At 59.8% G+C, this 23,683-nt stretch carries 22 protein-coding genes and 1 pseudogene; 14 read left to right on the top strand and 9 right to left on the bottom strand.

The window, feature by feature from the left end:
• Positions 1 to 8: 8 nt before the first annotated feature.
• Positions 9 to 1,118 carry a dihydrolipoamide acetyltransferase family protein gene (locus tag ACYZT5_RS19445; protein ID WP_462046985.1) on the top strand — a complete coding sequence of 370 codons (1,110 nt, stop codon included), beginning with the start codon at positions 9 to 11 and terminating at the stop codon, positions 1,116 to 1,118.
• A 168-nt stretch (positions 1,119 to 1,286) separates the two neighbouring features.
• On the opposite strand, the pseudogene ACYZT5_RS19440 reads toward ACYZT5_RS19445, so the two are convergent.
• Positions 1,287 to 1,541 (bottom strand): annotated as a pseudogene (locus tag ACYZT5_RS19440) (YebG family protein); the annotation flags it as partial.
• A 309-nt stretch (positions 1,542 to 1,850) separates the two neighbouring features.
• Here ACYZT5_RS19440 and ACYZT5_RS19435 point away from each other — a divergent pair.
• A complete protein-coding gene (locus ACYZT5_RS19435) occupies positions 1,851 to 2,351 on the top strand; it encodes a phosphate-starvation-inducible protein PsiE (RefSeq protein WP_462046984.1) in 501 nt (166 codons plus the stop codon).
• On the opposite strand, the gene ACYZT5_RS19430 is transcribed toward ACYZT5_RS19435, so the two are convergent.
• The 3 genes from ACYZT5_RS19430 to ACYZT5_RS19420 all read right to left on the bottom strand — a co-directional run bounded on the left by ACYZT5_RS19430 (position 2,348) and on the right by ACYZT5_RS19420 (position 5,618).
• Positions 2,348 to 2,665 (bottom strand): DUF3509 domain-containing protein, encoded by a 318-nt coding sequence (locus ACYZT5_RS19430; RefSeq protein WP_462046983.1) that lies wholly within the window; start codon positions 2,663 to 2,665, stop codon positions 2,348 to 2,350. The two genes, ACYZT5_RS19435 and ACYZT5_RS19430, sit on opposite strands and share 4 nt — an antisense overlap.
• A gap of 215 nt (positions 2,666 to 2,880) precedes the next feature.
• Positions 2,881 to 4,182: a serine/threonine transporter gene (locus ACYZT5_RS19425; protein WP_462046982.1), complete on the bottom strand. Its 1,302-nt coding sequence runs from the start codon at positions 4,180 to 4,182 to the stop codon at positions 2,881 to 2,883.
• Positions 4,183 to 4,241: 59 nt separating this feature from the next.
• The gene (locus ACYZT5_RS19420) at positions 4,242 to 5,618 is read right to left on the bottom strand and encodes an L-serine ammonia-lyase (RefSeq protein ID WP_462046981.1); all 1,377 of its coding nucleotides are present in this window, start codon (positions 5,616 to 5,618) and stop codon (positions 4,242 to 4,244) included.
• 136 nt (positions 5,619 to 5,754) lie between these two features.
• Between ACYZT5_RS19420 and ACYZT5_RS19415 the strand changes: the two genes are divergently transcribed.
• The 8 genes from ACYZT5_RS19415 to ACYZT5_RS19380 all read left to right on the top strand — a co-directional run bounded on the left by ACYZT5_RS19415 (position 5,755) and on the right by ACYZT5_RS19380 (position 14,080).
• Complete coding sequence (locus ACYZT5_RS19415) at positions 5,755 to 6,702, top strand: LysR substrate-binding domain-containing protein (RefSeq protein ID WP_462046980.1); 948 nt, start codon at positions 5,755 to 5,757, stop codon at positions 6,700 to 6,702.
• Between the two features lie 213 nt (positions 6,703 to 6,915).
• Positions 6,916 to 7,326 carry an HPF/RaiA family ribosome-associated protein gene (locus ACYZT5_RS19410; RefSeq protein WP_462046979.1) on the top strand — a complete coding sequence of 137 codons (411 nt, stop codon included), beginning with the start codon at positions 6,916 to 6,918 and terminating at the stop codon, positions 7,324 to 7,326.
• 342 nt (positions 7,327 to 7,668) lie between these two features.
• Complete coding sequence (locus ACYZT5_RS19405; RefSeq protein WP_462046978.1) at positions 7,669 to 7,974, top strand: DUF3649 domain-containing protein; 306 nt, start codon at positions 7,669 to 7,671, stop codon at positions 7,972 to 7,974.
• Positions 7,971 to 9,551 (top strand): PepSY-associated TM helix domain-containing protein, encoded by a 1,581-nt coding sequence (locus tag ACYZT5_RS19400; RefSeq protein WP_462046977.1) that lies wholly within the window; start codon positions 7,971 to 7,973, stop codon positions 9,549 to 9,551. Before ACYZT5_RS19405 ends, ACYZT5_RS19400 begins: the two co-directional genes overlap by 4 nt.
• Complete coding sequence (locus ACYZT5_RS19395; RefSeq protein ID WP_462042820.1) at positions 9,552 to 9,878, top strand: DUF3325 domain-containing protein; 327 nt, start codon at positions 9,552 to 9,554, stop codon at positions 9,876 to 9,878.
• Between the two features lie 4 nt (positions 9,879 to 9,882).
• Entirely contained in the window at positions 9,883 to 10,446 is a 564-nt protein-coding gene (locus tag ACYZT5_RS19390; RefSeq protein ID WP_462046976.1) for an RNA polymerase sigma factor, read from the top strand.
• On the top strand, positions 10,443 to 11,432 hold the full coding sequence (locus ACYZT5_RS19385) for a FecR family protein (RefSeq protein WP_462046975.1): 990 nt from the start codon (positions 10,443 to 10,445) through the stop codon (positions 11,430 to 11,432). Before ACYZT5_RS19390 ends, ACYZT5_RS19385 begins: the two co-directional genes overlap by 4 nt.
• Before the next feature lie 218 nt (positions 11,433 to 11,650).
• Complete coding sequence (locus ACYZT5_RS19380; RefSeq protein ID WP_462046974.1) at positions 11,651 to 14,080, top strand: TonB-dependent siderophore receptor; 2,430 nt, start codon at positions 11,651 to 11,653, stop codon at positions 14,078 to 14,080.
• Positions 14,081 to 14,198: 118 nt separating this feature from the next.
• On the opposite strand, the gene ACYZT5_RS19375 is transcribed toward ACYZT5_RS19380, so the two are convergent.
• A complete protein-coding gene (locus ACYZT5_RS19375) occupies positions 14,199 to 15,074 on the bottom strand; it encodes a helix-turn-helix domain-containing protein (protein WP_462046973.1) in 876 nt (291 codons plus the stop codon).
• Between the two features lie 138 nt (positions 15,075 to 15,212).
• Here ACYZT5_RS19375 and ACYZT5_RS19370 point away from each other — a divergent pair, with 138 nt between their 5' ends.
• On the top strand, positions 15,213 to 16,115 hold the full coding sequence (locus ACYZT5_RS19370) for a DMT family transporter (RefSeq protein ID WP_462046972.1): 903 nt from the start codon (positions 15,213 to 15,215) through the stop codon (positions 16,113 to 16,115).
• Positions 16,116 to 16,142: 27 nt separating this feature from the next.
• On the opposite strand, the gene ACYZT5_RS19365 is transcribed toward ACYZT5_RS19370, so the two are convergent.
• The 4 genes from ACYZT5_RS19365 to ACYZT5_RS19350 all read right to left on the bottom strand — a co-directional run bounded on the left by ACYZT5_RS19365 (position 16,143) and on the right by ACYZT5_RS19350 (position 19,561).
• Positions 16,143 to 16,652, bottom strand: a complete 510-nt coding sequence (locus ACYZT5_RS19365) for a DUF2165 family protein (RefSeq protein ID WP_462046971.1) — start codon at positions 16,650 to 16,652, stop codon at positions 16,143 to 16,145.
• Between the two features lie 141 nt (positions 16,653 to 16,793).
• Positions 16,794 to 17,768: a 2-hydroxyacid dehydrogenase gene (locus tag ACYZT5_RS19360; protein WP_462046970.1), complete on the bottom strand. Its 975-nt coding sequence runs from the start codon at positions 17,766 to 17,768 to the stop codon at positions 16,794 to 16,796.
• A gap of 221 nt (positions 17,769 to 17,989) precedes the next feature.
• A complete protein-coding gene (locus ACYZT5_RS19355) occupies positions 17,990 to 18,442 on the bottom strand; it encodes a hypothetical protein (protein ID WP_462046969.1) in 453 nt (150 codons plus the stop codon).
• 150 nt (positions 18,443 to 18,592) lie between these two features.
• The gene (locus ACYZT5_RS19350) at positions 18,593 to 19,561 is read right to left on the bottom strand and encodes a LysR family transcriptional regulator (protein ID WP_462046968.1); all 969 of its coding nucleotides are present in this window, start codon (positions 19,559 to 19,561) and stop codon (positions 18,593 to 18,595) included.
• A 181-nt stretch (positions 19,562 to 19,742) separates the two neighbouring features.
• Between ACYZT5_RS19350 and ACYZT5_RS19345 the strand changes: the two genes are divergently transcribed.
• The 3 genes from ACYZT5_RS19345 to ACYZT5_RS19335 are packed head-to-tail and all read left to right on the top strand — an operon-like array spanning position 19,743 to position 23,659.
• The gene (locus ACYZT5_RS19345; RefSeq protein WP_462046967.1) at positions 19,743 to 21,254 is read left to right on the top strand and encodes an efflux transporter outer membrane subunit; all 1,512 of its coding nucleotides are present in this window, start codon (positions 19,743 to 19,745) and stop codon (positions 21,252 to 21,254) included.
• 10 nt (positions 21,255 to 21,264) lie between these two features.
• The gene (locus tag ACYZT5_RS19340) at positions 21,265 to 23,469 is read left to right on the top strand and encodes an FUSC family protein (RefSeq protein ID WP_462046966.1); all 2,205 of its coding nucleotides are present in this window, start codon (positions 21,265 to 21,267) and stop codon (positions 23,467 to 23,469) included.
• Positions 23,459 to 23,659: a DUF1656 domain-containing protein gene (locus ACYZT5_RS19335; RefSeq protein ID WP_007896379.1), complete on the top strand. Its 201-nt coding sequence runs from the start codon at positions 23,459 to 23,461 to the stop codon at positions 23,657 to 23,659. The genes ACYZT5_RS19340 and ACYZT5_RS19335 overlap by 11 nt, the downstream gene beginning before the upstream one ends.
• Positions 23,660 to 23,683 lie beyond the last annotated feature (24 nt).

Below are 23,683 nucleotides of genomic sequence, written 5' to 3'. Positions count from 1 at the left end.
AGGCCGCAATGAAATATTTCAAACTGCCGGATCTGGGCGAAGGTTTGCAAGAGGCGGAAATCGTCCGCTGGCACGTCAACGTTGGCGATGCCGTCAAGGCCGATCAACTGCTGGTGTCGGTAGAAACCGCCAAGGCGCTGGTGGATATCCCTGCACCCTATGACGGCGTGGTGGCAAAACTCTACGGCGGCGAGGGCGACATTATTCACGTCGGTGAACCCCTGCTCGGTTACGAAGGCGAAGCAGACGCCGGCACCGTAGTGGGGCGACTCGAAGGTGGCGGCAGCAGTCACGAAGACTCGTTTTACATCGGGGCTGCCCCCTCGACCCGAGAGCACCTGGCGACTCGCGCCACGCCGGCCGTGCGGCAACTGGCTCGGCAACTCGGCGTGGAATTGAGCGGGTTGACGGGCTCCGGCCACGAGGGGTTGATCACCCGCACGGATGTGGAAAACGCGGCTCAAACTGAGCGCGAGCGCTTCGGCGGCGAACGGTTGCGCGGTGTGCGGCGCAGCATGGCGCTGAACATGGCCCGGTCCCATGCGGAAGTCGTGCCGGTGACGATTTTCGGTGACGCCGATCTGCACCGCTGGGGTCAGGCACGCGAACCGCTGATTCGTCTCGCCAAGGCGATGGCGGCAGCGTGCGCCGTGGAACCGGTGCTCAACAGCGCCTTCGATGGCAAAAGCCTGTCGCTCAAACAGCACGAACGGCTCGATCTGGGCATCGCCGTGGACACCCCGGACGGCCTGTTTGTACCCGTGCTGCGCGATGTCGGTCATCGCACCTCGGCTGATTTGAAGGAAGGGGTCATGCGATTAAGAGCCGATGTGCAGGCGCGATCGATTCCGCCCAAGGAAATGATGGGGGCGACCCTGACGTTGTCGAATTTCGGCACCTTGTTCGGCCGCTACGCCAACCCGGTGGTGGTGCCACCGCAAGTGGCAATCCTCGCCGCTGGCGCAATTCGTGACGAACCGGTGGCGGTCGACGGCGTGGTGGTGGTGCATCCGGTCCTGCCGCTTTCCCTGACCTTCGATCATCGCGTGGTGACGGGCGGCGAGGCGGCGCGTTTCTTCAAGGCGCTGGTCGAGGCGCTGGAACAACCCGACGCTTAGGTTTTTCGCAGACATGAAAAAGGCCCTGAGTCATTTGACTCAGGGCCTATTCAATTCGGGTGTTGCTTACTTGGCAGCCTTGGGGGCTTTAGCTGGCTTGGTCGGCTCAGCGTCTGCCACTTCAACAGGTGCAGGCGCTTCAACAGGTTCAGACTTTTCAACAACTTCAGCCGGTGCATTCAGCAATTCGGACAACGCGTCCGGCTGGCTCTTGAACGCCTTGGCGAACACATCGCGATTCTTCGCCATGTAGATCCCGGCTTCTTCCACTTGCTGTTCGGTCAGGGACGGAACGGCTTTTTGCAACACTTCGGCCAGCAACTCGGCCAGTTCGAGCATTTTGTCATGACGGTCAGCTTCGGCTTTATCCATGAACAAGCGCTCCAGATCTCGGCTGCTGCGGTATACCACTTCGACGGCCATTCACCACCTCACATGCCTTCACATTAAGTTGTCTTATTCGACCACTGTATTTATATACAGCGAAAAGGATAAGCGAATCCCTGCGCTTTGGGTAGTGGCTTTTTAATGTAGACCGAATTCAGGTGGTCTGCGCAAGACCTGTGGGAGCCGAGCTTGCTCGCGATGAGGCCCTCGAAATTCTCCACAAAAGTGTCCAGTGGCAGCCTATCGCCATCTCACCCAACAGCCCCTGGCCTTTTTACTGCATGCAGAACAACCGTCACGTCAAACCCGCATCATCCGCTCGAACCGAGCTAAGGAAGAATCATCGTGAAAATTAACTGGGCCGAGAACCTGCGGCAGAACGTGCACCAACTGGCCGAGTCCCTGGGCAACCTGTTCGTCGAGACCTTCCACTATCTGGCGCTGTTCGCCATCGGTGCAGTCACCGCGTGGGCGGCGGTGATGGAGTTTTTGCAGATGATCGAGGCGGGGCACATCAAGATCGATGACATCTTGCTGCTGTTCATCTACCTGGAACTGGGGGCGATGGTCGGGATTTACTTCAAGACCAACCACATGCCGGTGCGTTTCCTGATCTACGTGGCGATCACCGCGCTGACGCGGCTGCTGATCTCCAACGTCTCGCACCACAATCCGCCGGACGTGGGGATCATCTACCTGTGTGGCGGGATTCTGCTGCTGGCGTTTGCGATTCTGGTGGTGCGTTACGCCTCGTCGCAATTTCCTTCGGTGAAGATCGAACACCCGCAACGCAAGATCGGTGCGGGTTCCGGTGAGCATCCCGACGTCGAGAAGGGCGAGATTTAAAGCCCCATGGCTGGCCGGCTGTGGCCCTTGACGTGTGGCGGTGGCGGGGTGTGATTGTCGCCGTCGGTCATGGCTTCAAGGATGGCCACGGCGCTGTGGCCTTGTTCGATGGCGATGCCGAATTGAATGCTTTGCACCAGGCGTTTGAGGCGCTGGGGGTCGTTGCGTTGTTCGGCGCTGATCATCCGTTTGGCGACCACGCGGCCGCTGTTGGAGAGGCTCAGCATGATGCTGCCATCCAGACCCTGAATGCTCAGGTTGATCTGATAATCCGGTGCAAAGGCATCGGTAATGAGCTGAAAAGGGTTGTCCATGATGCGTCACCGCTTGATTGAACGTGCAGTTGTTGACCGGACTTGATCGGGTTGGTTCGCAATACCAGACCATCGGCAGGCCGTTCGCTGAGATGTAAAAGTCCTTTTTGCCTCAGCAGTGACGTAGCAAGTGGCATGCCGGAAAAATTGTCGAACAATAGACACGGAAAAAAAGAGGCGGGCACCGAGGCCCGCCTTCTTTTTTCCTGCCCGTTTCAGGGCATGAATGAATAGATGATCGCAGACAGTGCAATCAAACCGATCAGCACCACGAACACGTTCGAAGCCTGACCCGAGTACTGGCGCAAGGCCGGCACGCGGCGGATGGCGTACATCGGCATCAGGAACAACAGGCACGCGATGATCGGCCCGCCAAGGGTTTCGATCATGCCGAGGATGCTCGGGTTGAAGGTCGCCACGGTCCAGCAGCTAAGGATCATGAACAGCGCGGTCACGCGGTTCAGCGAACTGGAAGACATCACCCGGCCACGACCGCGCAGGCTTTTCACGATCAGGCCCTGAAAGCCTTCGCTGGCGCCGATGTAATGGCCGAGGAAGGATTTGGTGATCGCCACTAGCGCAATCAACGGCGCAGCGTAAGCGATGACCGGGGTCTGGAAGTGGTTGGCCAGGTACGACAGGATCGAGATGTTCTGCGCCTTCGCCGCCGCCAAATCAGCCGGGGACAGGGCCATCACGCAGCTGAAGCAGAAGAACATCACCGTCACCACCATCATCGCGTGGGCGATGGCGAGGATGCCGCTGCTCTTGGGTTCGGCCTGTTCGCCGTAGCGTTGTTTCTGATCGACGGCGAAGGCGGAAATGATCGGCGAATGGTTGAACGAGAACACCATCACCGGAATCGCCAGCCACAGCGTTTTGAAGAACAACGGCATCGGCATCCCTTCACTGGCGGTGGCGAAGAACGCGCCATTCCAGTTCGGGATCAGGCTGAAACCGAGCAACAGCAACGCCGCGACGAACGGATAAACCAGCACGCTCATGCATTTGACGATGACGCCCTGGCCGCAACGCACGATCGCCATCAGACCGAGGATTAAGCCCAGCGACAGAATCGCCCGCGGTGGCGGAGCGATGTGCAGCTGATGCTCCATGAAGCTGCTCAGGGTGTTGGTCAGCGCGACGCTGTACACCAGCAGAATCGGGAAGATCGCGAAGAAATACAGCAGCGTGATCAGCTTGCCGGCGCCGATGCCGAAGTGTTCTTCCACCACTTCGGTGATGTCGCCGGAACGCCCGGACAATACGAAACGGGTCAGGCCGCGGTGGGCGAAGAACGTCATCGGAAACGCCAGCACCGCCAGGATCAGTAATGGCCAGAAACCACCGACCCCGGCGTTGATTGGCAGGAACAGGGTGCCGGCACCGATCGCGGTGCCGTAAAGACCGAGCATCCAGGTGGTGTCGTGTTTGCTCCAGCCTTTGTGGGTTATTTCTTTATTGCGTGTCAGGTCTACAGCGGGATTATCGGCAGCAGGTGTACGTACATCGGTCATCGGTATCGCCTCGTTATTGTTCTTGCTCGGGCTCACGCGAAACGGTCAGGGAATGCTCCTCAGCACTCCACCCAGCTCACCGCCAGGCCGCCCCGTGAAGTCTCTTTGTATTTGTCATGCATGTCGGCGCCGGTATCGCGCATGGTGCGGATCACCCGGTCCAGGGAAATGAAGTGTTTGCCGTCGCCGCGCAGGGCCATTTGCGTGGCATTGATCGCCTTCACGGCGGCGATCGCGTTGCGTTCGATACACGGCACTTGCACCAGCCCGCCGACCGGGTCGCAGGTCAGGCCGAGGTTGTGTTCCAGGCCGATTTCGGCGGCGTTCTCCAGTTGCTCCGGCGTGGCGCCGAGCACGTCGGCCAGCCCGGCAGCGGCCATGGCGCAGGCCGAGCCGACTTCGCCCTGGCAACCGACTTCGGCACCGGAGATCGATGCGTTTTTCTTGCAGAGAATGCCTACGGCCGCCGCGCCCAAAAAGAACGCCACGACGTCATCGTCCGACGCGTCCGGGTTGAATTTCATGTAGTAGTGCAGCACCGCCGGAATGATCCCCGCCGCGCCGTTTGTAGGCGCGGTGACCATTCGTCCGCCCGCTGCGTTTTCTTCGTTCACGGCGAGGGCGAACAGGTTGACCCACTCCATGGCCGACAGCGTGGAGGTGATGACATTCGGCTTGCCGATTTCCAACAGGCTGCGGTGCAATTTCGCGGCGCGGCGCGGAACATTCAGACCGCCGGGCAGGATGCCTTCGTGGCGCAAGCCTTGCTCGACGCACTCGCGCATCACCGACCAGATGTGCAGCAGGCCCTGGCGGATTTCGGCTTCGCTGCGCCAGGCCAATTCATTCGCCATCATCAACTCGGAAACGCGCAGGCCGTGCTGGTTGCAGAGCTTGAGTAATTCGGCGGCGCTGGAGAAGTCGTACGGCAGCACCACCTCGCTGGTTGGCGCGATGCCGGACTCGGCTTCGGCCGCTTCGATGATGAAACCGCCGCCGATCGAGTAGTACGTTTGCTCCGACAACTCACCGGTTTCGCCAAAGGCTGTCAGGGACATGGCGTTGGGGTGGTAGGGGAGGCACTCGTCGAGCAACAGAAGATCGCTCTGCCAGTTGAAGGCAATGGTGGTTTTGCCTGCCAGAGACAGTTCGCCGGTTTCACGCAGGGTCTGGATTCGGCTGTCGATGGAAGTGGGATCGATGCTGTCCGGCCATTCGCCCATCAGGCCCATGACACAGGCGCGGTCGGTGGCGTGGCCGACGCCGGTGGCGGAAAGGGAACCGTAAAGACGGATTTCCACCCGACGTACGGCGTCCAGCAATTGCTGGTCAATCAGTGCCTGGGCGAAAGTCGCAGCGGCGCGCATCGGGCCGACGGTATGGGAACTGGACGGACCGATACCGACTTTGAAGAGATCGAAAACACTGATAGCCATGCTAAAGCCTATACAAGCAATGGAAGAGGAATCGCTGCCATGTTTTGTAGGACAAGCGCAATGTCGGCGATACTGCCTACCTCGGTCCTACGTGACCAACGAAACTTCCTAAGACAGCCTTTAGCAGGACTAAACGATGAGTCGTCAATTGCATGCCCAGACCTACGTCTGGCTGCACGTGTTTTCGTGTGCCGCGCGGCACTTGTCGTTCACCCGATGTGCCGAAGAGCTGCACATCACACCGGGTGCGGTCAGTCAGCAAATCCGACAACTGGAAGAACGTCTGGGGTTTCGACTTTTCCACCGTCGCGCTCGGGGTGTGGAATTGAGTGCCGAGGGCCAGCGACTGGCCATCACGGTCAACGAGGCTTACGGCAGCATCGACGCGGAATTGCGACGGCTGGATGCGGGGATGATCAGCGGGATTTTACGGCTGCGCTCGATTCCGTCGTTCCTGAGCAAGTGGCTGACGCCGCGCCTGCCGCGATTGCAGCAGCGCTTTCCGGACATTCAATTGCGCCTGGTGGCCGAGGACAGCAGCGTGCCATTGCATGAAGGCGACTTCGATTTGGCCATCGACCTGAATGACGGCAGCTATCCCGGACTTTTATCCACTGCCTTGCTCGACGAACAAATCTTCCCCGTCTGTGCCCCGAGCCTGTTGCGCGGCCGCCCGCCGCTGCATGGCCCGGCGGATCTGATGCACTTTCCGTTGTTGCACGACATCACTGCCTGGCGCGGCAGTTACGAGTACGCGGAATGGGAGTTTTACCTCAATGCCATTGGCTTCGAAGGTGCGGACGTGCGGCGCGGGCATACCTTCAATCGCAATCACCTGACCATCGAAGCGGCGATTGCCGGGATGGGCGTGGCGATTGCGCGGCGAACGTTGCTCAACGATGAGCTGGAGCGGGGGACGTTGATCGTGCCGTTTGGCCTGGCGGTGCCCAATCACAAGCGTTACGTGCTGCTCTATGCGCCGGGTGCGCTGAGCCATCCGGGCGTGCGAGCGGTGCATGACTGGCTGGTAGAGGAGGCGGGGATTTTCCGGAGTCTGCACCCACTGGCGGAGCGGCAAATGTGAGCAATTATGACAAAGAAGCGAGGCGACCCAACTCCCGACCTTAACAGCGCTTTTGCTCCTTGTCCGGCTTTTTTTGCGAATCAAAAATTATCTTTTTTTAGGGGTTGAATTGTTCTGCGAGCAGACCGATTGTGTAAGTAAGAGGTCACGGTGATGACGCCCAAGGGCCAGCCGATGCGCCTCTCGCGAGCTAGCTGAAATAAGGGATGAACTATGCAAATCCAAGTCAACAGCGATAACCATATTCAAGGCAGCATCCGACTGGAGGAGTGGGTACGTACTACCATTGAGAGCACGCTCGAACGTTATGAGGAGGACCTGACACGCGTCGAGGTTCATCTGCGGGACGAGAACGGCGACAAGCCCGGTCCCCATGACATGCGCTGTCAGCTGGAAGCGCGGCCAAAAGGCCACCAACCGATTTCTGTAACCCATAAAGCCGCAAACCTGGAACTGGCGATCGACGGGGCGGCCGAAAAACTCGAACATGCGCTGGAACATCTGTTCGGCAAACTGCGGGGCAAACCACGTGCCGCTGTGGTGCCGTTCGAGAGGGGCGCTCATGCTGATGTGCTGCTGGAAGAAGAGTTTCTCGAGAACGAACAGGCTGCGCAAAACGGCTGAAGCCTGATTAATTTTTCACCTTCCCACTGAAAACGGGCCTGCAAACGCAGGCCCGTTTTGGTTTGTGGGGTTGATCGTTCCCACGCTCTGCGTGGGAATGCATCCCGGGACGCTCCGCGTCCCAGCATCCACAGCGGACGCAGAGCGTCCATTGAGGCATTCCCACGCGGAGCATGGGAACGATCAGGTGGTGGTAGGAACGATCATCACCAGGCCCGTGTTTCGGCAGGTAGGCATCCCTCCCATCGCAACTATTTTGCATATGAGAATATTTATCATTAATATTGCGGCCTTGTTGGTCCTGTGACGTTCACGAGGCTTCACCCGTTTCAAGGTCGAAACATGAAAGGCAAAATCACCGCGCTCCCCGTTTCCTACCGGCTGGCTGTCACTTCCCGAGTACTGGCCGCCGTGCTGGGGGGGTACCTCGTCGCAGCATTGGCGAGTGTCAGCCTGACGATGTGGCTGCCGATGGCCCGCGCCGAAGCGGTGGTCACCGGGATGATGAGCTCGTTTCTGGTCTATCTGGTCGCCGTACTCTGGTGCTTTGCCTGTCGCAGTGCGTGGCAAGCCTGGTTCGGATTAATCGTGCCAAGCGCCGTTTTGGCGGCGGTGTCGGGGTTGGCGTACTGGATGGGCCACTCATGAAAGAGGGCTTTCGTCAGGCCATGGCCTGGCTGCACACCTGGGCCGGGCTGATCTTCGGCTGGCTGCTGTTCGCGATTTTCCTGACTGGCACACTCGCCTATTTCAAGGATGAGATCAGCCACTGGATGCAGCCGGAAATTCCCGCCCGTTCGGTGTCCCCCGAAGCCAGTCTGACCCTGGCCCAGCACTATCTTCAGCAGCACGCCGCCGGTGCCTCGCGATGGCTCATCGATTTGCCTGATTCTCGCGAACCCGCGCTGTCGGTGCGGTGGCAGCAAGCACCGGCCAAGCCCGGCACGCGGGGTCAATTCACAGAAAAACTCCTCGACCCGCAAACCGGCGCGCAAGTGCAGGGCCGGGACACACGCGGTGGCGAGTTCTTTTACCGCTTCCACTTTCAGTTGCAGATGCCCTATCCGTGGGGTCGCTGGCTGTCGACCCTCACAGCGATGGTGATGTTCGTCGCGCTGATCAGCGGGATCATCACCCACAAGAAAATCTTCAAGGACTTCTTCACCTTCCGCCCGCGAAAAGGCCAGCGCTCCTGGCTCGACGGGCACAACGCGGTGGGTGTGCTGGTGTTGCCGTTTCACCTGATGATCACTTACAGCAGCCTGGTGATTTTCATGTCGATGGTGATGCCGGCGAGCATCGTTGCCTCTTATGGCAGTGACATCGATACGTTTTACGATGAAGTGTTTCCTGTTTCCAATACCCCCGAACTTTCCGGTGAACCAGGCCAGTTGGCGCCGTTGGCACCGCTGCTGGAACGGGCTCGCGAGCAGTGGTCGGGCGGGCGAACCGGGCGGCTGACGGTGAACAATCCGGGCGATGCGAATGCCTCAGTCATTCTTGCGCGTGACGGCGCCGACCGAGTGGTCCACGACTTTGGCAGCGCGTTGACATTCAACGGGGTGACCGGGCAATTGCTTGGCGTCACGGCGGGACAACCCTTGCCAATGGCCATTGCCGGCAGTTTCTACGGCTTGCACATGGGCCATTTCGCCGGTCCGGTGCTGCGCTGGCTGTACTTTATATTTGGTTTGGCGGGCACCGCGATGATCGGTACCGGGCTGGTGGTCTGGCTCGGCAAGCGTCAGCTCAAACAGGCGAAGAGCGGTGTGATGCCGTTCGAGTTACGGCTGGTGGAAGTGCTGAACATCGCCGGCATGTCGGGGTTGATGGTCGCGGTGGTGGCGTTCTTCTGGGCCAATCGATTGTTGCCGGTCGGGATGGACGGGCGGGCAGATTGGGAAGTGAACGGCTTCTTCATCGTCTGGGGCTTGAGTGTGTTGCATGCCATGGTCCGCCGTGGTCGCGCCGCGTGGGTCGAGCAGTTGGCGCTGGCGGCGTTGCTGTTCTGTGCGGTGCCGCTGCTGAACGCGCTGACCACGCCTTATCACTTGGGCGTCACAGTGGCGCAGGGCGATTGGGCCATGGCCGGTTTCGATCTGGCGTGCCTGGGCAGTGGTCTGTTTTTCGCCTGGGCTGCGTGGAAAATGCAGCGCTCGGGGCAGGCTGGAATCGTCACCCGAGCGCGTGGGAAATCGATAATGCTTGAGCAAGAGGCGCACTGAATGTTTCTGGCCTTGCTGCTGTGCTACGGCGGTTTCACCGCGCTCTGTTTATCCATGGATCGGCATCACGCCGAACTGCTGGGGCGCAAGCCCTCGGCCCGTCGCCGCCAAGGAATGAAACTCAGTGGCTGGCTGTTGCTGGCGTTGTCGTTGTGGGCCGCGGTGTCGTCGACGGGGTGGGGACTTGGATTGGTGGAGTGGTTTGCGGTGTTGATGCTCAGCGCTCTGGTGCTGGTGCTGTTGATGCCATATCGCCCGCGCCTGGCCTTGGTGCTGGCGGGTTTGAGCCTGCTCGCCAGCCCCGTTGCCGCGTTTGCAAAGGGCTGAGCTGATGATCACCAGCCCCCCCGAACCCCATGACGATGAGCATCGCGGTGCGCGCGCGCATTTCCTGCAGGTGTTCCTTTCTCAGCGTTCACAAATGGAAGCACTGGTGAGTCGTCGTGTCGGGTGTCGGGCGACGGCCGCGGACTTGGTGCAGGACTTGTTCCTGCGCTTCTGGCGTCGGCCACTGGTGCAGGTCGAAGAGCTCAGCACTTACCTGTTGCGCTGCGCCGGCAACATCGCCATCGACCATTTGCGCAGCGAAGGCACGCGGGTGCGGGTCAATGAGTGCTGGATGCCGGATCAACCGGACAGCCACGGCAGCGAACCGCAAGCGGCGTTGGAGGCGGGCAACGATTTGCGTCACGTCGAAGCGGCGTTGCGCGCGTTGCCTGAGCGCACGCGACAGATCTTTTTGCTCAACCGTATCCACGGCCGCAAATACGCCGAGATCGCGAAGGCCATGGGTTTGTCCCAAAGCGCCGTGGAAAAACATATGATGCGCGCCCTCGAGGCTTGCAAGGCCAGCCTGCGGGAGCCCGAACCGCGCACGCCTGGGAAAGCACTGTGAACAACACCGAACGCGTCACCCCGACGCTCGCGCAGGAGCAGACGGCCTTCGCCTGGCTGAGCCTGTTGCATGATCAGCCCAGCAGCGGCGATCAACTCACGTTCAGTCGCTGGTTGCAGGCCGACCCCGCCCATGCCGAGGCTTACGCCCAGGCGCAAGTGGTGTGGGAGTTGAGCGAAGTACCGGCCCGAACGCTGGCCGATGAAGACGCGTTTGCCTTGCAGGGTTACCTCAATGCCATGAACCAGTCTCGGCGCAACAATGTGCGACGCTGGTCTGGCGCGTTGGCCATGGCCGCGTGCCTGTTGTTGATGATCGGACTTGGCACGGGTTGGCAGCCAACGCGCTGGGTCGATGATCTGGGCGCGGACTATGTGTCGGCGCCGGGGGAAATTCGCACTGTCACGCTGGCCGATCAGTCGCAAGTCACTTTGGATGCCGACAGCGCGATTGCGGTGGATTTCAGTCGTGGCGAACGGCACGTTCAGCTGCGTCGCGGAGCCGGATTTTTCAGTGTGACCCACAACGGCGAGCCGTTTATGGTGGACGCTGAACAGGGCCAGGCGAAGGTGCTGGGGACTCAGTTCGAAGTACGCCTGCAACCGCACGGTGCGCAGGTTACGGTGTTGTCCGGGCGCGTCGGTGTGACGGCGGACAAGAACGCCGCGCAGCAAATCCTGACGGCTGGCCAGCAAGTGGCTTATGGCGATGGTTTGGCGGAAAAACTCCACAGCGTCGACAGCGAAGCGCAATTGGCGTGGCGTCAGGGTTGGCTCAATTACTACAAGGCGACACTCGCCGAGGTGGTGCAAGACCTGGGACGTTATTACCCGGGGCGGATTGTGCTGCTCAACGATGAACTGGCGGCGCGGCGAGTCAGTGGCAGTTTTCCGAGCAAGGACCCGCAGGCGGTGTTGAGTTCGTTGCAAGGGGTGTTGGGGTTTGAACAGCACCAGGTTTTGGGGCATCTGATTATTTTGCGCTGAAGCTACCGGCCCCATCGCGAGCAGGCTCGCTCCCACAGGGGAATGCATTCCAAAATGTGGGAGCGAGCCTGCTCGCGATGACGGCCGATCAAACACCCCATCACTCGAAATAAAGATATTTTCAAAATTTCTGGTGAGGTAAACCCCGACGCCATCCGTGTAGTGACTGAAACTGCGAGTCATTCGCATCCGCAGCGGTTCTACACAGGTCATGAGCAATGAAGTCCAGGGCAAAATCGGGTTCGGTCAAACAGTGGTTGGGTACGTGCGCATTGAGCTTTTCGGCGTTGGCGTTGCTGCCGTTGAGTGTGGCGGTGGCCGCTGAGGCCGGCAGTGCCCGACAGAGTGCGCAGTTCAGCTTCGCAATGGCCGCCAAACCACTGCCCCAGGCCTTGAGTGACTTCAGCCGGATCACTGGCATCAGCGTGGTCTACACCGATGAGGCGCCGTACGGTCTAACCGCTCCGGCGATCAATGGTCAGTTCAACGCCGAGCAGGCAATGCAGCGTTTGCTCAGCGGTTCGGGGTTCACCTTCCGTCGTACCGACGGCCACACGCTGGTCCTGGAGCCGTTGCCCACCGAAGGCACCTTGAACCTGAGCGCGACCACCATCACCTCGGTGGCCGATCAATCCATGAGCTATCAACCGCCGCCCACCAGTTCGGTGATGCGCTCTTCAGCCTTACTCCAGGAAATCCCCCAGACCGTCAACGTGATCCCGGCCCAGGTCATTCGCGATCAGGCGCCGCGCAATCTGGACGATGCATTGGCCAACGTCAGCGGCATTACCCAGGGCAACACGCTGGCGAGCACCCAGGATTCGGTGATGACGCGCGGCTTCGGCGACAACCGTAACGGCTCGATCATGCGCGACGGCATGCCGCTAGTGCAGGGCCGTGGCCTCAATGCCACCGTGGATCGGGTCGAAGTCCTCAAAGGCCCGGCCTCTTTGCTTTACGGCATCCAGGACCCGGGCGGCGTGGTCAACATGGTCAGCAAGAAGCCTGAGCTTGAGCAGTACAATGCCTTGACCTTGCGCGGCTCGACCTACGGCGACGGCAAAAATGGCAGCGGTGGTGGCCTCGACAGCACCGGCGCACTCGGTACTTCCGGCCTCGCTTACCGCATGGTCCTGGACCACGAAGACGAAGATTACTGGCGCAACTTCGGCACTCACCGCGAGACGCTGGTGGCGCCGTCACTGGCATGGTTCGGCGAAAGCACCCAGTTGTTGTTCGCCTACGAACACCGCGAGTTCCTGACCCCGTTCGACCGTGGCACGATCATCGACCCGCGTGACAACCACCCGTTGGACATCTCCCGTGAGCGTCGTCTCGACGAACCCTTCAATAACATGGAAGGGCGCTCGGATCTGTATCACTTCGAGGCCGATCACGAACTCAACGACAACTGGAACGCCCACTTCGGCTACAGCTGGAACCGTGAAACCTACGACGCCAGCCAAGTGCGCATCACGGCCATCGACACCAAGAAAGGCACGCTGACCCGCAGCATGGATGGGACGCAGAACGCCATCAGCACCGACCGTTTCACCACCGCCAGCCTCGAAGGCAACGTCAACGTTCTGGGCCTGCAACATGACCTGGTGTTCGGCATCGATGACGAGTACCGCAAGATCTACCGCGAAGACCTGATCCGCCAGAAAAGCCTGAGCACCTTCAGCTACGTCAACCCGGTCTACGGCCGCGAAGTCGCCGGCACCACCGTCAGCCCTTCGGACAGCGCGCAGACGGATGAACTGCGCAGCGATTCGGTATTCCTCCAGGACTCGATCCACCTGACCGATAAATGGATTTTCGTCGCTGGCGGGCGTTTCCAGGAGTACGACCAGTACGCCGGCAAAGGCGTGCCGTTCCAGGCCAACACCGACAGTAACGGCCAGAAATGGGTGCCTCGCGCCGGTCTGGTGTATCGCTACACCGATGAACTGTCGTTCTACGGCAGCTACACCGAGTCGTTCAAACCCAACTCGACCATCGCGCCGTTGAGCGGCAGCAGCACCGTGCTTGACGGCAGCATCGCGCCGGAGGAAGCCAAGTCCTGGGAAATCGGCGCCAAGCTCGACATGCCGGGCCGCGTCACGGGTAACGTCGCGCTGTTCGACATCAAGAAACGCAATGTGCTGGTGGCCAACTCCGAAGGTCCGGTGACGATCTACAGCGCCGCCGGTGAAGTGCGTTCCCGTGGGCTGGAAGTGGACTTGACCGGTCAGCTGAGTGATCGCTGGAGCATGATCGGCAGCTATGCCTACACCGACGCCGAAGTCACTGAAGACCCGACCTACAAAGGCAAAAAACTGCAAAACGTCGCCAAGAACAGCGGCTCGCTGTCGGCGGTCTACGACTTCGGCACCCTCGTCGGTGGCGATCAGCTGCGGGTCGGCGCGGGGGCGCGGTATGTCGGTGAGCGAGCGGGTAACGCCGTGAATGATTTCGACCTGCCGAGCTACACCGTGGCCGATGCCTTTGCCACCTACGACACCAAAGTCGAAGGGCAGAAGGTCAAGTTCCAGCTCAACGTGAAGAACCTGTTTGATCGCACCTACTACACCTCGGCGGCGAGCCGGTTCTTTGTGTCGATGGGCGATTCGCGGCAGATTTCGTTGTCGAGCACGTTGGAGTTCTAACGGTCGACCGCGTCATCGTTCTTCGCGAGCAGGCTCGCTCCCACAGGGCTAACGCGCTCAAAATGTGGGAGCGAGCCTGCTCGCGAAGGCGTCTGCACAGACGCCGAATATCTCAGGACTAACGCAAAAACGCCTGGCGGTATTCGCCAGGCGTCCCACCCAAAGCCTGCCTGAACCGATTAGTAAAATGACTCGCACTGGCAAACCCGCACGCCAATGCGATCTCCCCCAACGGCTGCGACGTCGAGCGCAGTAACGCCCGTGCCCGGCTCAGTCGTCGCGACAGCACATACTGATGCGGCGGCAATCCGAAACTCTCACGAAACATCCGCGCAAAATGGTATTCCGACAGCGCACACAACCCCGCCAATTGCCCCAGGCTGATGGCTTCGGCCAACTGACTGTCGATGAACTCGATCAACTGCCGGCGTTGATGCGCTGCCAATCCCCCCTTGAGCCGCAGCCCCTCGCGCATACCGACCTGGCCAAGCAAAACGTGACTGAGCATTTCATGGGCCAGGCTGCTAGTGAGCAGGCGTTCGCCGGGCTCGTCCCAATTCAGCGTGATCAACTGTCGAAAGCGCCGAGCCTGTGTTGGGTCCTCCAGAAAGGTGCTTTCGCGCAACAGCAGTTCGCGAGGTTCGCGGTCCAGCAGCGTGACGCAACCGAGGGCGAACTGTTCGGGGCTGAAATAAACGTGGGCCAGGCGAATGTCGCCGTTGATCACCCAGGCTGACTGATGTTCAGCGGGCAGGATGCACAGCTTGTCGGGGCCGCCCTTGGTGCCGGGCTGGTCGCGGCGAAAAGTCCCGGTGCCGCCCGCGATGTAGCAGGACAGGGTGTGATGGCTCGGCGCTTCGTAGTCCTGAGCATCGTGATGATTGCTCCACAAGGCTGCAGCCATGCCGTCACCGAGCTCGGCGCTGTGCTCCAGACGAGCATTGGGCGAGCGGTTGAGGGCTTGAAAGACTTGCAGGGTTTCCAGTGCGGGCATGATCGCTTCTCTCCAACGCCTTGCATCCTACTCCGTAGACGTTGGCCTGCCAGCCCACCGGCTGACAAAAGCGCAAGTTTATGCAAGTGCGGCGAGGCTTGGCGCGGGACACTGAGCCCCTATTGAGGAGTGATTGCCATGAACCTGTCGTTGTACTTGCTGACCGTGCTGATCTGGGGCACAACCTGGATTGCCTTGAAATGGCAACTGGGCGTGGTGGCGATTCCGGTGTCGATCGTCTATCGCTTCGGCCTCGCGGCGTTGGTGCTGTTTGTCATGCTGCTGCTGAGTCGCCGCCTGCAAGTGATGAACCGTCGGGGGCATCTGATCTGCCTCGCGCAGGGTCTGTGCCTATTCTGCATCAACTTCATGTGCTTCCTGACCGCCAGCCAGTGGATCCCGAGTGGTCTGGTTGCTGTGGTGTTTTCCACCGCCACCCTGTGGAACGCCCTCAATGCGCGCGTGTTCTTCGGCCAGAAAATCGCGCGCAATGTGCTGATGGGCGGCGCGTTGGGCTTGCTCGGGCTTGGCCTATTGTTCTGGCCGGAGCTGGCCGGTCACACCGCCAGCCCGGAAACCTTGCTCGGGTTAGGTCTGGCATTGCTCGGAACCTTGTGCTTCTCGGCGGGCAACATGCTCTCGAGCCTGCAACAGAAGGCCGGTCTCAAACCCCTGACCACCAACGCCTGGGGCATGGCCTACGGCGCGGCGATGTTGTCGGTGTGGTGCCTGGTCAAAGGCATCCCGTTCGACATGGAATGGAATGCACGTTACATCGGCTCATTGTTGTATCTGGTCATTCCCGGCTCGGTGATTGGCTTCACCGCTTACCTGACGTTGGTGGGACGTATGGGCCCGGAGCGCGCCGCCTATTGCACGGTGTTGTTCCCAGTGGTGGCGCTGAACGTTTCGGCGTTTGCCGAAGGTTATCAATGGACGGCGCCGGCACTGGCTGGGTTGGTGCTGGTCATGCTGGGCAACGTGTTGGTGTTTCGTAAGCCCAAGGCGCCAATGGTGCAAGGGAGCGGCAAGCTGGCGTGAAGGTTTGGATAGTCGAACGCTGAAACTTCAGCGTTCGACGTTGAGCGTGATGTAAATCAGCAGCGGAAACATGACGTCCACGATGTGCCGAGCCCAATCCTTGGCGTTCCAGGTTGCAGATTCATCCATGTTGAACCATTCGGTACCGATCACTTGCAGGCAGATGTAATAGACAAAAATGCCGATCAATAGTCCCACGATTGCAAACTTCTTCGCTTCGTGAAAAACGGCTGCAGGTGTATTGATGTTTCGATAAAGATGGTAGGTGCCCAGCAAGCAGAAAGCCGTATAAACAACTTCCAGAGTGATGATGAGCCAATAGATGCGGTGGTGGAGCATGGGCGAAGTGATTGCTCTGTAGCTCAGGTTCAGGTTTTCTCGGGTGGTGTCCATGCTGAGAATGTGGCTGACGTATTCGTAATTGGATGCGTAGTCGGTAAAGTTACTGTACATCACCATCAAGCCAAAGAAGCTTATATAGGCCATTAGTATTACTTTGCTGTATCTAATAAGTTTGTCGGTCGTAAGGTAGTTCAATGTCAGTGCTCTCCATAACTAAAGTCCGTCAGTTCGACTAAGCAATGGCGAGTCTATAGTGAGTATCTTTTTTTTAGCAGTGAACTGAATTGCAAGGTGTGTATGTAACGGGCAGGCGGTTAAAACGCCTGCCCGTTGGAATCAACCTTTCCAAACTTGTGGGTTCACCAGATCCTGCGGTCGCTCACCCAGCAAAGCGCTGCGCAAGTTGGCCAAGGCACGGTTGGCCATGGCTTCGCGGGTTTCATGAGTGGCCGAGCCGATGTGCGGCAATGTCACCGCGTTTTTCAGCTGGAACAGGGGTGACTCGGCCAGCGGTTCTTTCTCGTAAACGTCCAGCCCGGCGCCGCGAATCTGGTTGTTTTGCAGCGCTTCGATCAGCGCCGGTTCGTCCACTACCGGGCCTCGGGCAATGTTCACCAGAATCGAGCTCGGCTTCATCAACGCCAGTTCACGGTGGCTGATCAGGTGTCTGGTTTTCTCGCTGAGCGGTACCACCAAGCAGACGAAATCGGCTTCGGCGAGCAGTTGATCAAGGCTGCGGAACTGCGCGCCGAGTTCTTGCTCCAGCTCGGTCTTGCGGCTGTTACCGCTGTAGATGATCGGCATGTTGAAGCCCAGCCGCCCGCGACGGGCGATGGCTGCGCCGATGTTGCCCATGCCGACGATGCCCAGGGTCTTGCCGTGCACATCGCAACCGAACAACGGTGCGCCGACGGTGGCTTGCCATTGGCCGGCCTTGGTCCAGGCGTCCAGTTCGGCCACGCGGCGGGCGCTGCTCATGATCAGGGCGAAGGCCAGGTCGGCGGTGCTTTCGGTGAGGACGTCGGGGGTGTTGGTGAGCATGATGCCGCGTTCGTTGAAGTAGGCGACGTCGTAGTTGTCGTAGCCGACCGAGACGCTGGAGACGACTTCCAGTTTGGCGGCGTTTTCAAGTTGAGCGCGACCGAGTTTGCGCCCGACGCCGATGAGGCCGTGGGCGTGGGGGAGGGCTTCGTTGAATTGGGCGTGGATGTCGCCGTTTTTTGGGTTTGGCACGATGACGTCGAAGTCTTGCTTGAGGCGTTCGATCATTGGAGGGGTGATGCGGCTGAAGGCGAGGACGGTTTTTTTCATGGGGTGAAGGCTCGTCGGGCGACTGGATTGCCAAGCAAGCTAACATTCTTTTTAGGTGATAGGCGAGTTGTGGGGGGCGCTCAAACCGGCTCTTATCCGGAAGGAGCAAGAGCCGGACAAAGGGCGTTTGACCCTGAATTGAACGCGTTCCATCCTTTCTTGAACGGGAGTGGTTGCCGTCCGCCAGTACCGTGCGGGTGAAATTTCCAGTCAATAGATTCCTACGGCACTAAGGCCATATTCGCCAAATCGATATTGAAAACGACTTGATGTTTAGTGTCGTTCTCGTGATCAGTGAATGAAAAATTCCCGTTTGCTTTCAGGGTTCCTTTATCGATGCTGAAGGTTTCGACAGCTATATGTCCTTCGTTTGCCTTGGATATGTAGCCGGTTAGGTTGCCGCCTTGGATGATTGAAATTTTTGGCGGGTTAGGGGAACCAGTTTGTCCGAAAAAGTAAGTCTTTTGCTCAATGCTCGCAGAAAATCTCATCAGGAACTCGATTTTTGAAGTTACCCCAGTTGGCCCGCTCACGCGCAAATAAACTTCCTTGCCGTTGCTGAGAAATTCCTCTGGCGTGCAGGGGAAGTTCTCATCCCTGAAGCCCAGAATTGATGCTGCCCAAGTACCTGTTCCCGATTGTTTATTACTCGCCGCCAGTGTGTTGACAGTCATGATGCTCATTCCTTGCAAATAGTTGAGGTGATGAACATGTCATGAAAAGGCACAAGCAACTACTGTCAAATCTGACAGGTTGTATAGAACAATTGGCTATTTCTGCATCTTGTTAGCGTATCTTCGCTATATGGGTTCTGCTCCCCTGTATCAATTCGCCACCCGAACCCCACCCAAACTCCCGCTCAACTCATAAGCCGCCAATTCCGCCTGATGCGCTGCCAATATCTCCGGCAATGACCCGCGTAAATACTCGACCCACGTCTTGATCTTCGCATCCAGATACTGCCGCGAAGGATAAATCGCATACAGATTCAGTTCCTGCGACCGGTAGTTCGGCATCACCCGCACTAGCGTACCGTTGCGCAACCCTTCAATCGCTGCATACACCGGCAAAACCCCAACCCCCATGCCGCTGGTGATCGCCGTCTTCATCGCATCGGCGGAGTTCACCAGAAACGGCGAGCTATTAATGGTGACCATTTCCTGGCCTTCCGGGCCGTCGAAGGTCCATTTCTCCAGCGGAATCACCGGGCTCACCAGCCGCAAACAGGCGTGGTTCAGCAAGTCGCTGGGCTTCTGCGCGCAGCCGTTGGCTTTTACATAGGCAGGCGAGGCGCAAACGATGCTGTAGGTGATGCCCAAACGTTGGGAGACGAACCCCGAGTCCGGCAGTTCGCTGGCGAGCACGATGGACACGTCGTAGCCCTCGTCCAGCAGGTCCGGCACGCGGTTGGCCATGGTCAGGTCGAAGGTGACGTCGGGGTGGGTCTTGCGGTAGCGGGCGATGGCGTCGATCACGAAGTGCTGACCGATGCCGGTCATGGTGTGCACCTTGAGCTGCCCGGCCGGGCGTGCGTGGGCGTCGCTGGCTTCGGCTTCGGCCTCTTCGACGTAGGCCAGGATCTGCTCGCAGCGCAATAGATAGCGCTTGCCGGCCTCGGTCAGGGCGATGCGTCGGGTGGTGCGGTTGAGCAGGCGGGTTTGCAGGTGGGCTTCCAGGTTGGAGACCGCGCGCGAGACGTTGGCCGTGGTGGTGTCGAGTTGCACGGCGGCGGCGGTGAAGCTGCCAGCCTCGGCCACGTAACTGAAGGCGCGCATGTTTTGCAAAGTGTCCATGGGGTGCTCTCGGGTTCGATGGCAAATTGTGACACGAAGTTTCAGAGTCTGAGACCCCGACCAACGGATTATCGCGCTAACGGTAACAAAGATTCACAGGATTCCCAGCTTATCGCCAACAAAGCCGCCCCCTAGAATTGCCTACCTCAGGAACAACTCCCCACCTCAGGAAATCGCAGCAGTGCCGCGTCGCATCAGCAGAGCGCTTCAGACGCTCAGTGTTTTGACTTTTACCCTGGCAATCAGCGGCTGCATCGGTACCGGAGGTATTGCCCCACAGGGCAAGGCACTCGAGGCCAATTCATTGGCCACCGACGAAGCTATTCAGAGCGCCGCACAGGACGCTCACTGGCCTACCGTCCAATGGTGGCAGGCGTATGGCGACCCGCAACTGAACCGCTGGATCGACCTCGCCCTGCAAGGCAGCCCGACCATGGCCATGGCCGCCGCGAGGGTGCGCCAGGCCAAGTCCATGGCCGGCATTGCCGAGTCCGCCGAGTCGTTACAGATAAGCGGCGAATCCACGCTCAAACGCCACAACTGGCCGACCGATCAGTTCTATGGGCCGGGCGAGTTGGCGAACACAACGACTTGGGACAACAACGCCGCGCTGGGTTTCAGCTACGCCCTCGACCTTTGGGGCCGCGAAAGCAACGCCACCGAGCGCGCCGTGGACATGGCCCACATGACGGCAGCCGAAGCACGGCTGGCGCAGCTCGAATTGCAGAACAACATCGTGCGCGCCTACATCGAGCTTTCGTTGCATTACGCGCAACGGGACATCGTCGCCGCGACCCTGAAACAGCAACAGCAAATTCTCGACCTGGCGCAAAAGCGTCTCAACGGCGGCATCGGCACCCATTTTGAAGTCAGCCAGGCTGAAACGCCGTTGCCGGAAACCCATCGTCAGATCGATGCGCTGGACGAAGAAATCGCCCTGAGCCGCAATCAACTCGCAGCCCTGGCAGGTTTTGGCCCGGGGGAGGGCGCGCAGTTGCAGCGGCCGACGCTGTCGTTGGGCGCGCCGCTGAAGTTGCCGTCGTCCTTGCCAGCGCAGTTGCTCGGGCAACGCCCGGACGTGGTCGCCAGTCGTTGGCAAGTGGCAGCCCAGGCGCGGGGCATTGATGTGGCCCACGCCGGGTTCTATCCCAACGTCGATCTGGTCGGCAGCCTCGGCTACATGGCCACCGGCGGTGGAGCGTTGGAGTTCCTGACCGGCAAGAAGCTCAACTACAGCGTCGGCCCGGCCATTTCGTTGCCGATCTTCGATGGCGGCCGTTTGCGCTCGGAGCTGGGCGAAGCCTCGGCCGGTTATGACATCGCCGTGGCCAAGTACAACCAGACGCTGGTCAACGCGCTGAAAAACATCTCCGACCAGCTGATCCGCCGCGAATCCATGGACAAGCAGCAAACCTTCGCCGCCGAGTCGGTGGCCACCGCGCAGAAGACTTACGACATCGCGATGATCGCCTACCAGCGCGGCCTCACCGATTACCTCAACGTGCTCAACGCCCAGACTTTGTTGTTCAAACAGCAGCAGGTCCAGCAGCAGGTTCAGGCCGCGCGTCTCAGTGCCCATGCCGAACTGGTGACCGCTTTGGGCGGTGGACTGGGTGCGGGCAACGATGCGCCGAAAGACAGTCGAACCCAGGCGCCGAAAACCCCGGCCATTCTCCAAGCCCTCAATCATTGAGCAGGACGCCATGACTCCCTTGCCCGCACCGTTGCGCTGGCTGTACTCCCTTGAATGGCGCAGGGGTTTCTTCGACTGGGCGCGCAGCGATGGCGTGACCTGGGTCTACATTTTCAAGGTGCTGTTCGCGGCGTTCCTGACCCTGTGGCTGGCCATGCGTCTGGAGTTGCCGCAACCGCGCACGGCGATGATCACCGTGTTCATTGTCATGCAACCGCAAAGCGGGCACGTGTTAGCCAAGAGTTTCTATCGCTTCCTCGGCACGTTGGCCGGCTCGGCGGTGATGGTCGCGCTGATTGCCTTGTTCGCGCAGAACACTGAATTGTTCCTCGGATCGCTGGCGATTTGGGTGGGCATCTGCTCGGCCGGCGCGGCGCGGTATCGCAACTTCCGCGCCTACGGTTTCGTGCTCGCCGGATACACCGCGGCGATGGTCGGTTTGCCCGCATTGGCCCACCCGGACGGTGCGTTCATGGCCGCCGTGTGGCGGGTGCTGGAAATCTCCTTGGGGATTATTTGCTCCACGCTGGTCAGCGCCGCAATCCTGCCGCAAACCGCCAGCGCCGCGATGCGCAACGCCTTGTATCAGCGCTTCGGCGTGTTCGCGCTGTTCGTCACGGATGGCTTGCGCGGTCGCAGCAAACGGGAGGCTTTCGAGGCGAGCAACGTGCGCTTCATCGCCGAGACCGTGGGACTGGAAGGGTTGCGCAGCGTGACCGTGTTCGAAGACCCGCACATGCGTCGGCGCAACGGTCGGCTCAGTCGACTGAACAGCGAGTTCATGGGCATCACTACGCGCTTCAACGCCCTGCACCAATTGCTTGAACGCTTGCGCAGCAGCGGCGCCGATCACGTGGTCGCGGCGATCAAACCGGGTTTGCAAGACCTCGCCGAATTGCTCGACGGCTTCAGCGGCCGTGCCCTGACCAACGCCGATGCGGGGCGTCTGGTCATCGCGCTGACCACTTATAAAGAAGGTTTGCCGGCGCGAGTTCGCAGCCTGCGAGCGACCTTTCAGGACAACAATCCGAGCGACGCCGAGCAGCTGGATTTTCATACCGCGTACGAGTTGCTTTATCGCTTCGTCGATGACCTGCACAGTTATGCACAGACCCACGCGTCCCTGGCTGATCACAGCCATGCGCGCGAGCGTTGGGATGAGCCGTTCACCCCGCAAACCAACTGGATGGCGTCGGCCGCGTCGGGGATTCGCGCGGCGTTCATTCTTGTCGTTCTGGGCAGCTATTGGGTCGCCACCGCGTGGCCGAGCGGCGCGACCATGACGCTGATCGCCGCCGCGACCGTGGGCCTTTCAGCGGCGACACCGAATCCAAAACGCATGGCGTTTCAGATGGCTTGCGGGACGTTCCTCGGGGCACTGATCGGCTTCGTCGAGATGTTTTTCATCTTCCCCTGGATCGACGGTTTTCCGTTGCTCTGCGTGATGCTTGCGCCGGTGATCGTGCTCGGTTCGTTCCTGACTTCACGGCCGCAATATGCGGGCGTAGGGCTCGGCTTGCTGATCTTCTTCAGCACCGGCTCGGTGCCGGACAACCTCACCGTTTACAACCCTTACGCCTTTATCAACGACTACGTCGCCATGGTGCTCGGCATGCTGGTCTGCGCAGCCGCCGGGGCGATCATTCTGCCGCCCAACAGCCGCTGGTTGTGGCGTCGGCTGGAGCAGGATTTGCGCGGGCAGGTGGTGTATGCCATCAGCGGCAAACTCAAGGGTTTGGCGTCGAGTTTCGAAAGCAGCACCCGCGACCTGCTGCATCAGGCCTACGGTCTCGCCGCAGGACAACCGCAGGTACAACGAGACTTGCTGCGCTGGATGTTTGTGGTGCTGGAAGTCGGTCACGCAATCATCGAGTTACGCAAGGAACAGGCGATCCTGCCGGTGCATCCGGCCTATGCCGAATCTCAACCCTGGCGTCAGTCAATCAGGGTGATGGGCCGCTCGTTGGTGCGGCTGTTTCTGCAACCGAGCCAGAACAATCTGGAGCGTGGACTGATCGCCGTCGATCACGCGATCAGCCGCGTGCAAGCCACCGACGAGCCTTTCGCACCGCACTTCGACACCTCGGCCCTGCGCCGGGTGAAGAGCTACCTGCACTTCATCCGCACCTCGTTGCTGGACCCGCAATCACCGCTCGCCGTCTACATAAATGCCAACGCCACCGCCAAGCCCCAAGGACTTGAACATGCCTCGTGAAATCGCCTTCCACGGCGTGTACATGCCGACCATGACCCTGATGTTTTTCATCGCGGCGGCGCTGGCCTGGGCACTCGATCGGTTCCTGTCCGGGTTCGATCTGTACCGCTTCTTCTGGCACCCGGCGCTGTTGCGCCTGAGTTTGTTTACCTGTCTGTTCGGCGCCTTGGCGCTGACTGTTTACCGTTGACTCTCTATCACTGACTCTCTATCA

Source organism: Pseudomonas sp. LB3P14 (genome assembly GCF_054898045.1).
Note: the sequence above shows the minus strand (reverse complement) of the source record. Positions and strands in the feature narration are given on the sequence as shown.

Bases quoted from the DNA above. Each gene is read 5' to 3' on its own strand.
- ACYZT5_RS19445 (WP_462046985.1), top strand. From the start codon at position 9: ATGAAATATTTCAAACTGCCGGATCTGGGCGAAGGTTTGCAAGAGGCG.
- ACYZT5_RS19430 (WP_462046983.1), bottom strand. From the start codon at position 2,665: ATGGACAACCCTTTTCAGCTCATTACCGATGCCTTTGCACCGGATTAT.
- ACYZT5_RS19425 (WP_462046982.1), bottom strand. From the start codon at position 4,182: ATGACCGATGTACGTACACCTGCTGCCGATAATCCCGCTGTAGACCTG.
- ACYZT5_RS19420 (WP_462046981.1), bottom strand. From the start codon at position 5,618: ATGGCTATCAGTGTTTTCGATCTCTTCAAAGTCGGTATCGGTCCGTCC.
- ACYZT5_RS19415 (WP_462046980.1), top strand. From the start codon at position 5,755: ATGAGTCGTCAATTGCATGCCCAGACCTACGTCTGGCTGCACGTGTTT.
- ACYZT5_RS19410 (WP_462046979.1), top strand. From the start codon at position 6,916: ATGCAAATCCAAGTCAACAGCGATAACCATATTCAAGGCAGCATCCGA.
- ACYZT5_RS19405 (WP_462046978.1), top strand. From the start codon at position 7,669: ATGAAAGGCAAAATCACCGCGCTCCCCGTTTCCTACCGGCTGGCTGTC.
- ACYZT5_RS19400 (WP_462046977.1), top strand. From the start codon at position 7,971: ATGAAAGAGGGCTTTCGTCAGGCCATGGCCTGGCTGCACACCTGGGCC.
- ACYZT5_RS19395 (WP_462042820.1), top strand. From the start codon at position 9,552: ATGTTTCTGGCCTTGCTGCTGTGCTACGGCGGTTTCACCGCGCTCTGT.
- ACYZT5_RS19390 (WP_462046976.1), top strand. From the start codon at position 9,883: ATGATCACCAGCCCCCCCGAACCCCATGACGATGAGCATCGCGGTGCG.
- ACYZT5_RS19380 (WP_462046974.1), top strand. From the start codon at position 11,651: ATGAAGTCCAGGGCAAAATCGGGTTCGGTCAAACAGTGGTTGGGTACG.
- ACYZT5_RS19375 (WP_462046973.1), bottom strand. From the start codon at position 15,074: ATGCCCGCACTGGAAACCCTGCAAGTCTTTCAAGCCCTCAACCGCTCG.
- ACYZT5_RS19370 (WP_462046972.1), top strand. From the start codon at position 15,213: ATGAACCTGTCGTTGTACTTGCTGACCGTGCTGATCTGGGGCACAACC.
- ACYZT5_RS19360 (WP_462046970.1), bottom strand. From the start codon at position 17,768: ATGAAAAAAACCGTCCTCGCCTTCAGCCGCATCACCCCTCCAATGATC.
- ACYZT5_RS19355 (WP_462046969.1), bottom strand. From the start codon at position 18,442: ATGACTGTCAACACACTGGCGGCGAGTAATAAACAATCGGGAACAGGT.
- ACYZT5_RS19350 (WP_462046968.1), bottom strand. From the start codon at position 19,561: ATGGACACTTTGCAAAACATGCGCGCCTTCAGTTACGTGGCCGAGGCT.
- ACYZT5_RS19340 (WP_462046966.1), top strand. From the start codon at position 21,265: ATGACTCCCTTGCCCGCACCGTTGCGCTGGCTGTACTCCCTTGAATGG.
- ACYZT5_RS19335 (WP_007896379.1), top strand. From the start codon at position 23,459: ATGCCTCGTGAAATCGCCTTCCACGGCGTGTACATGCCGACCATGACC.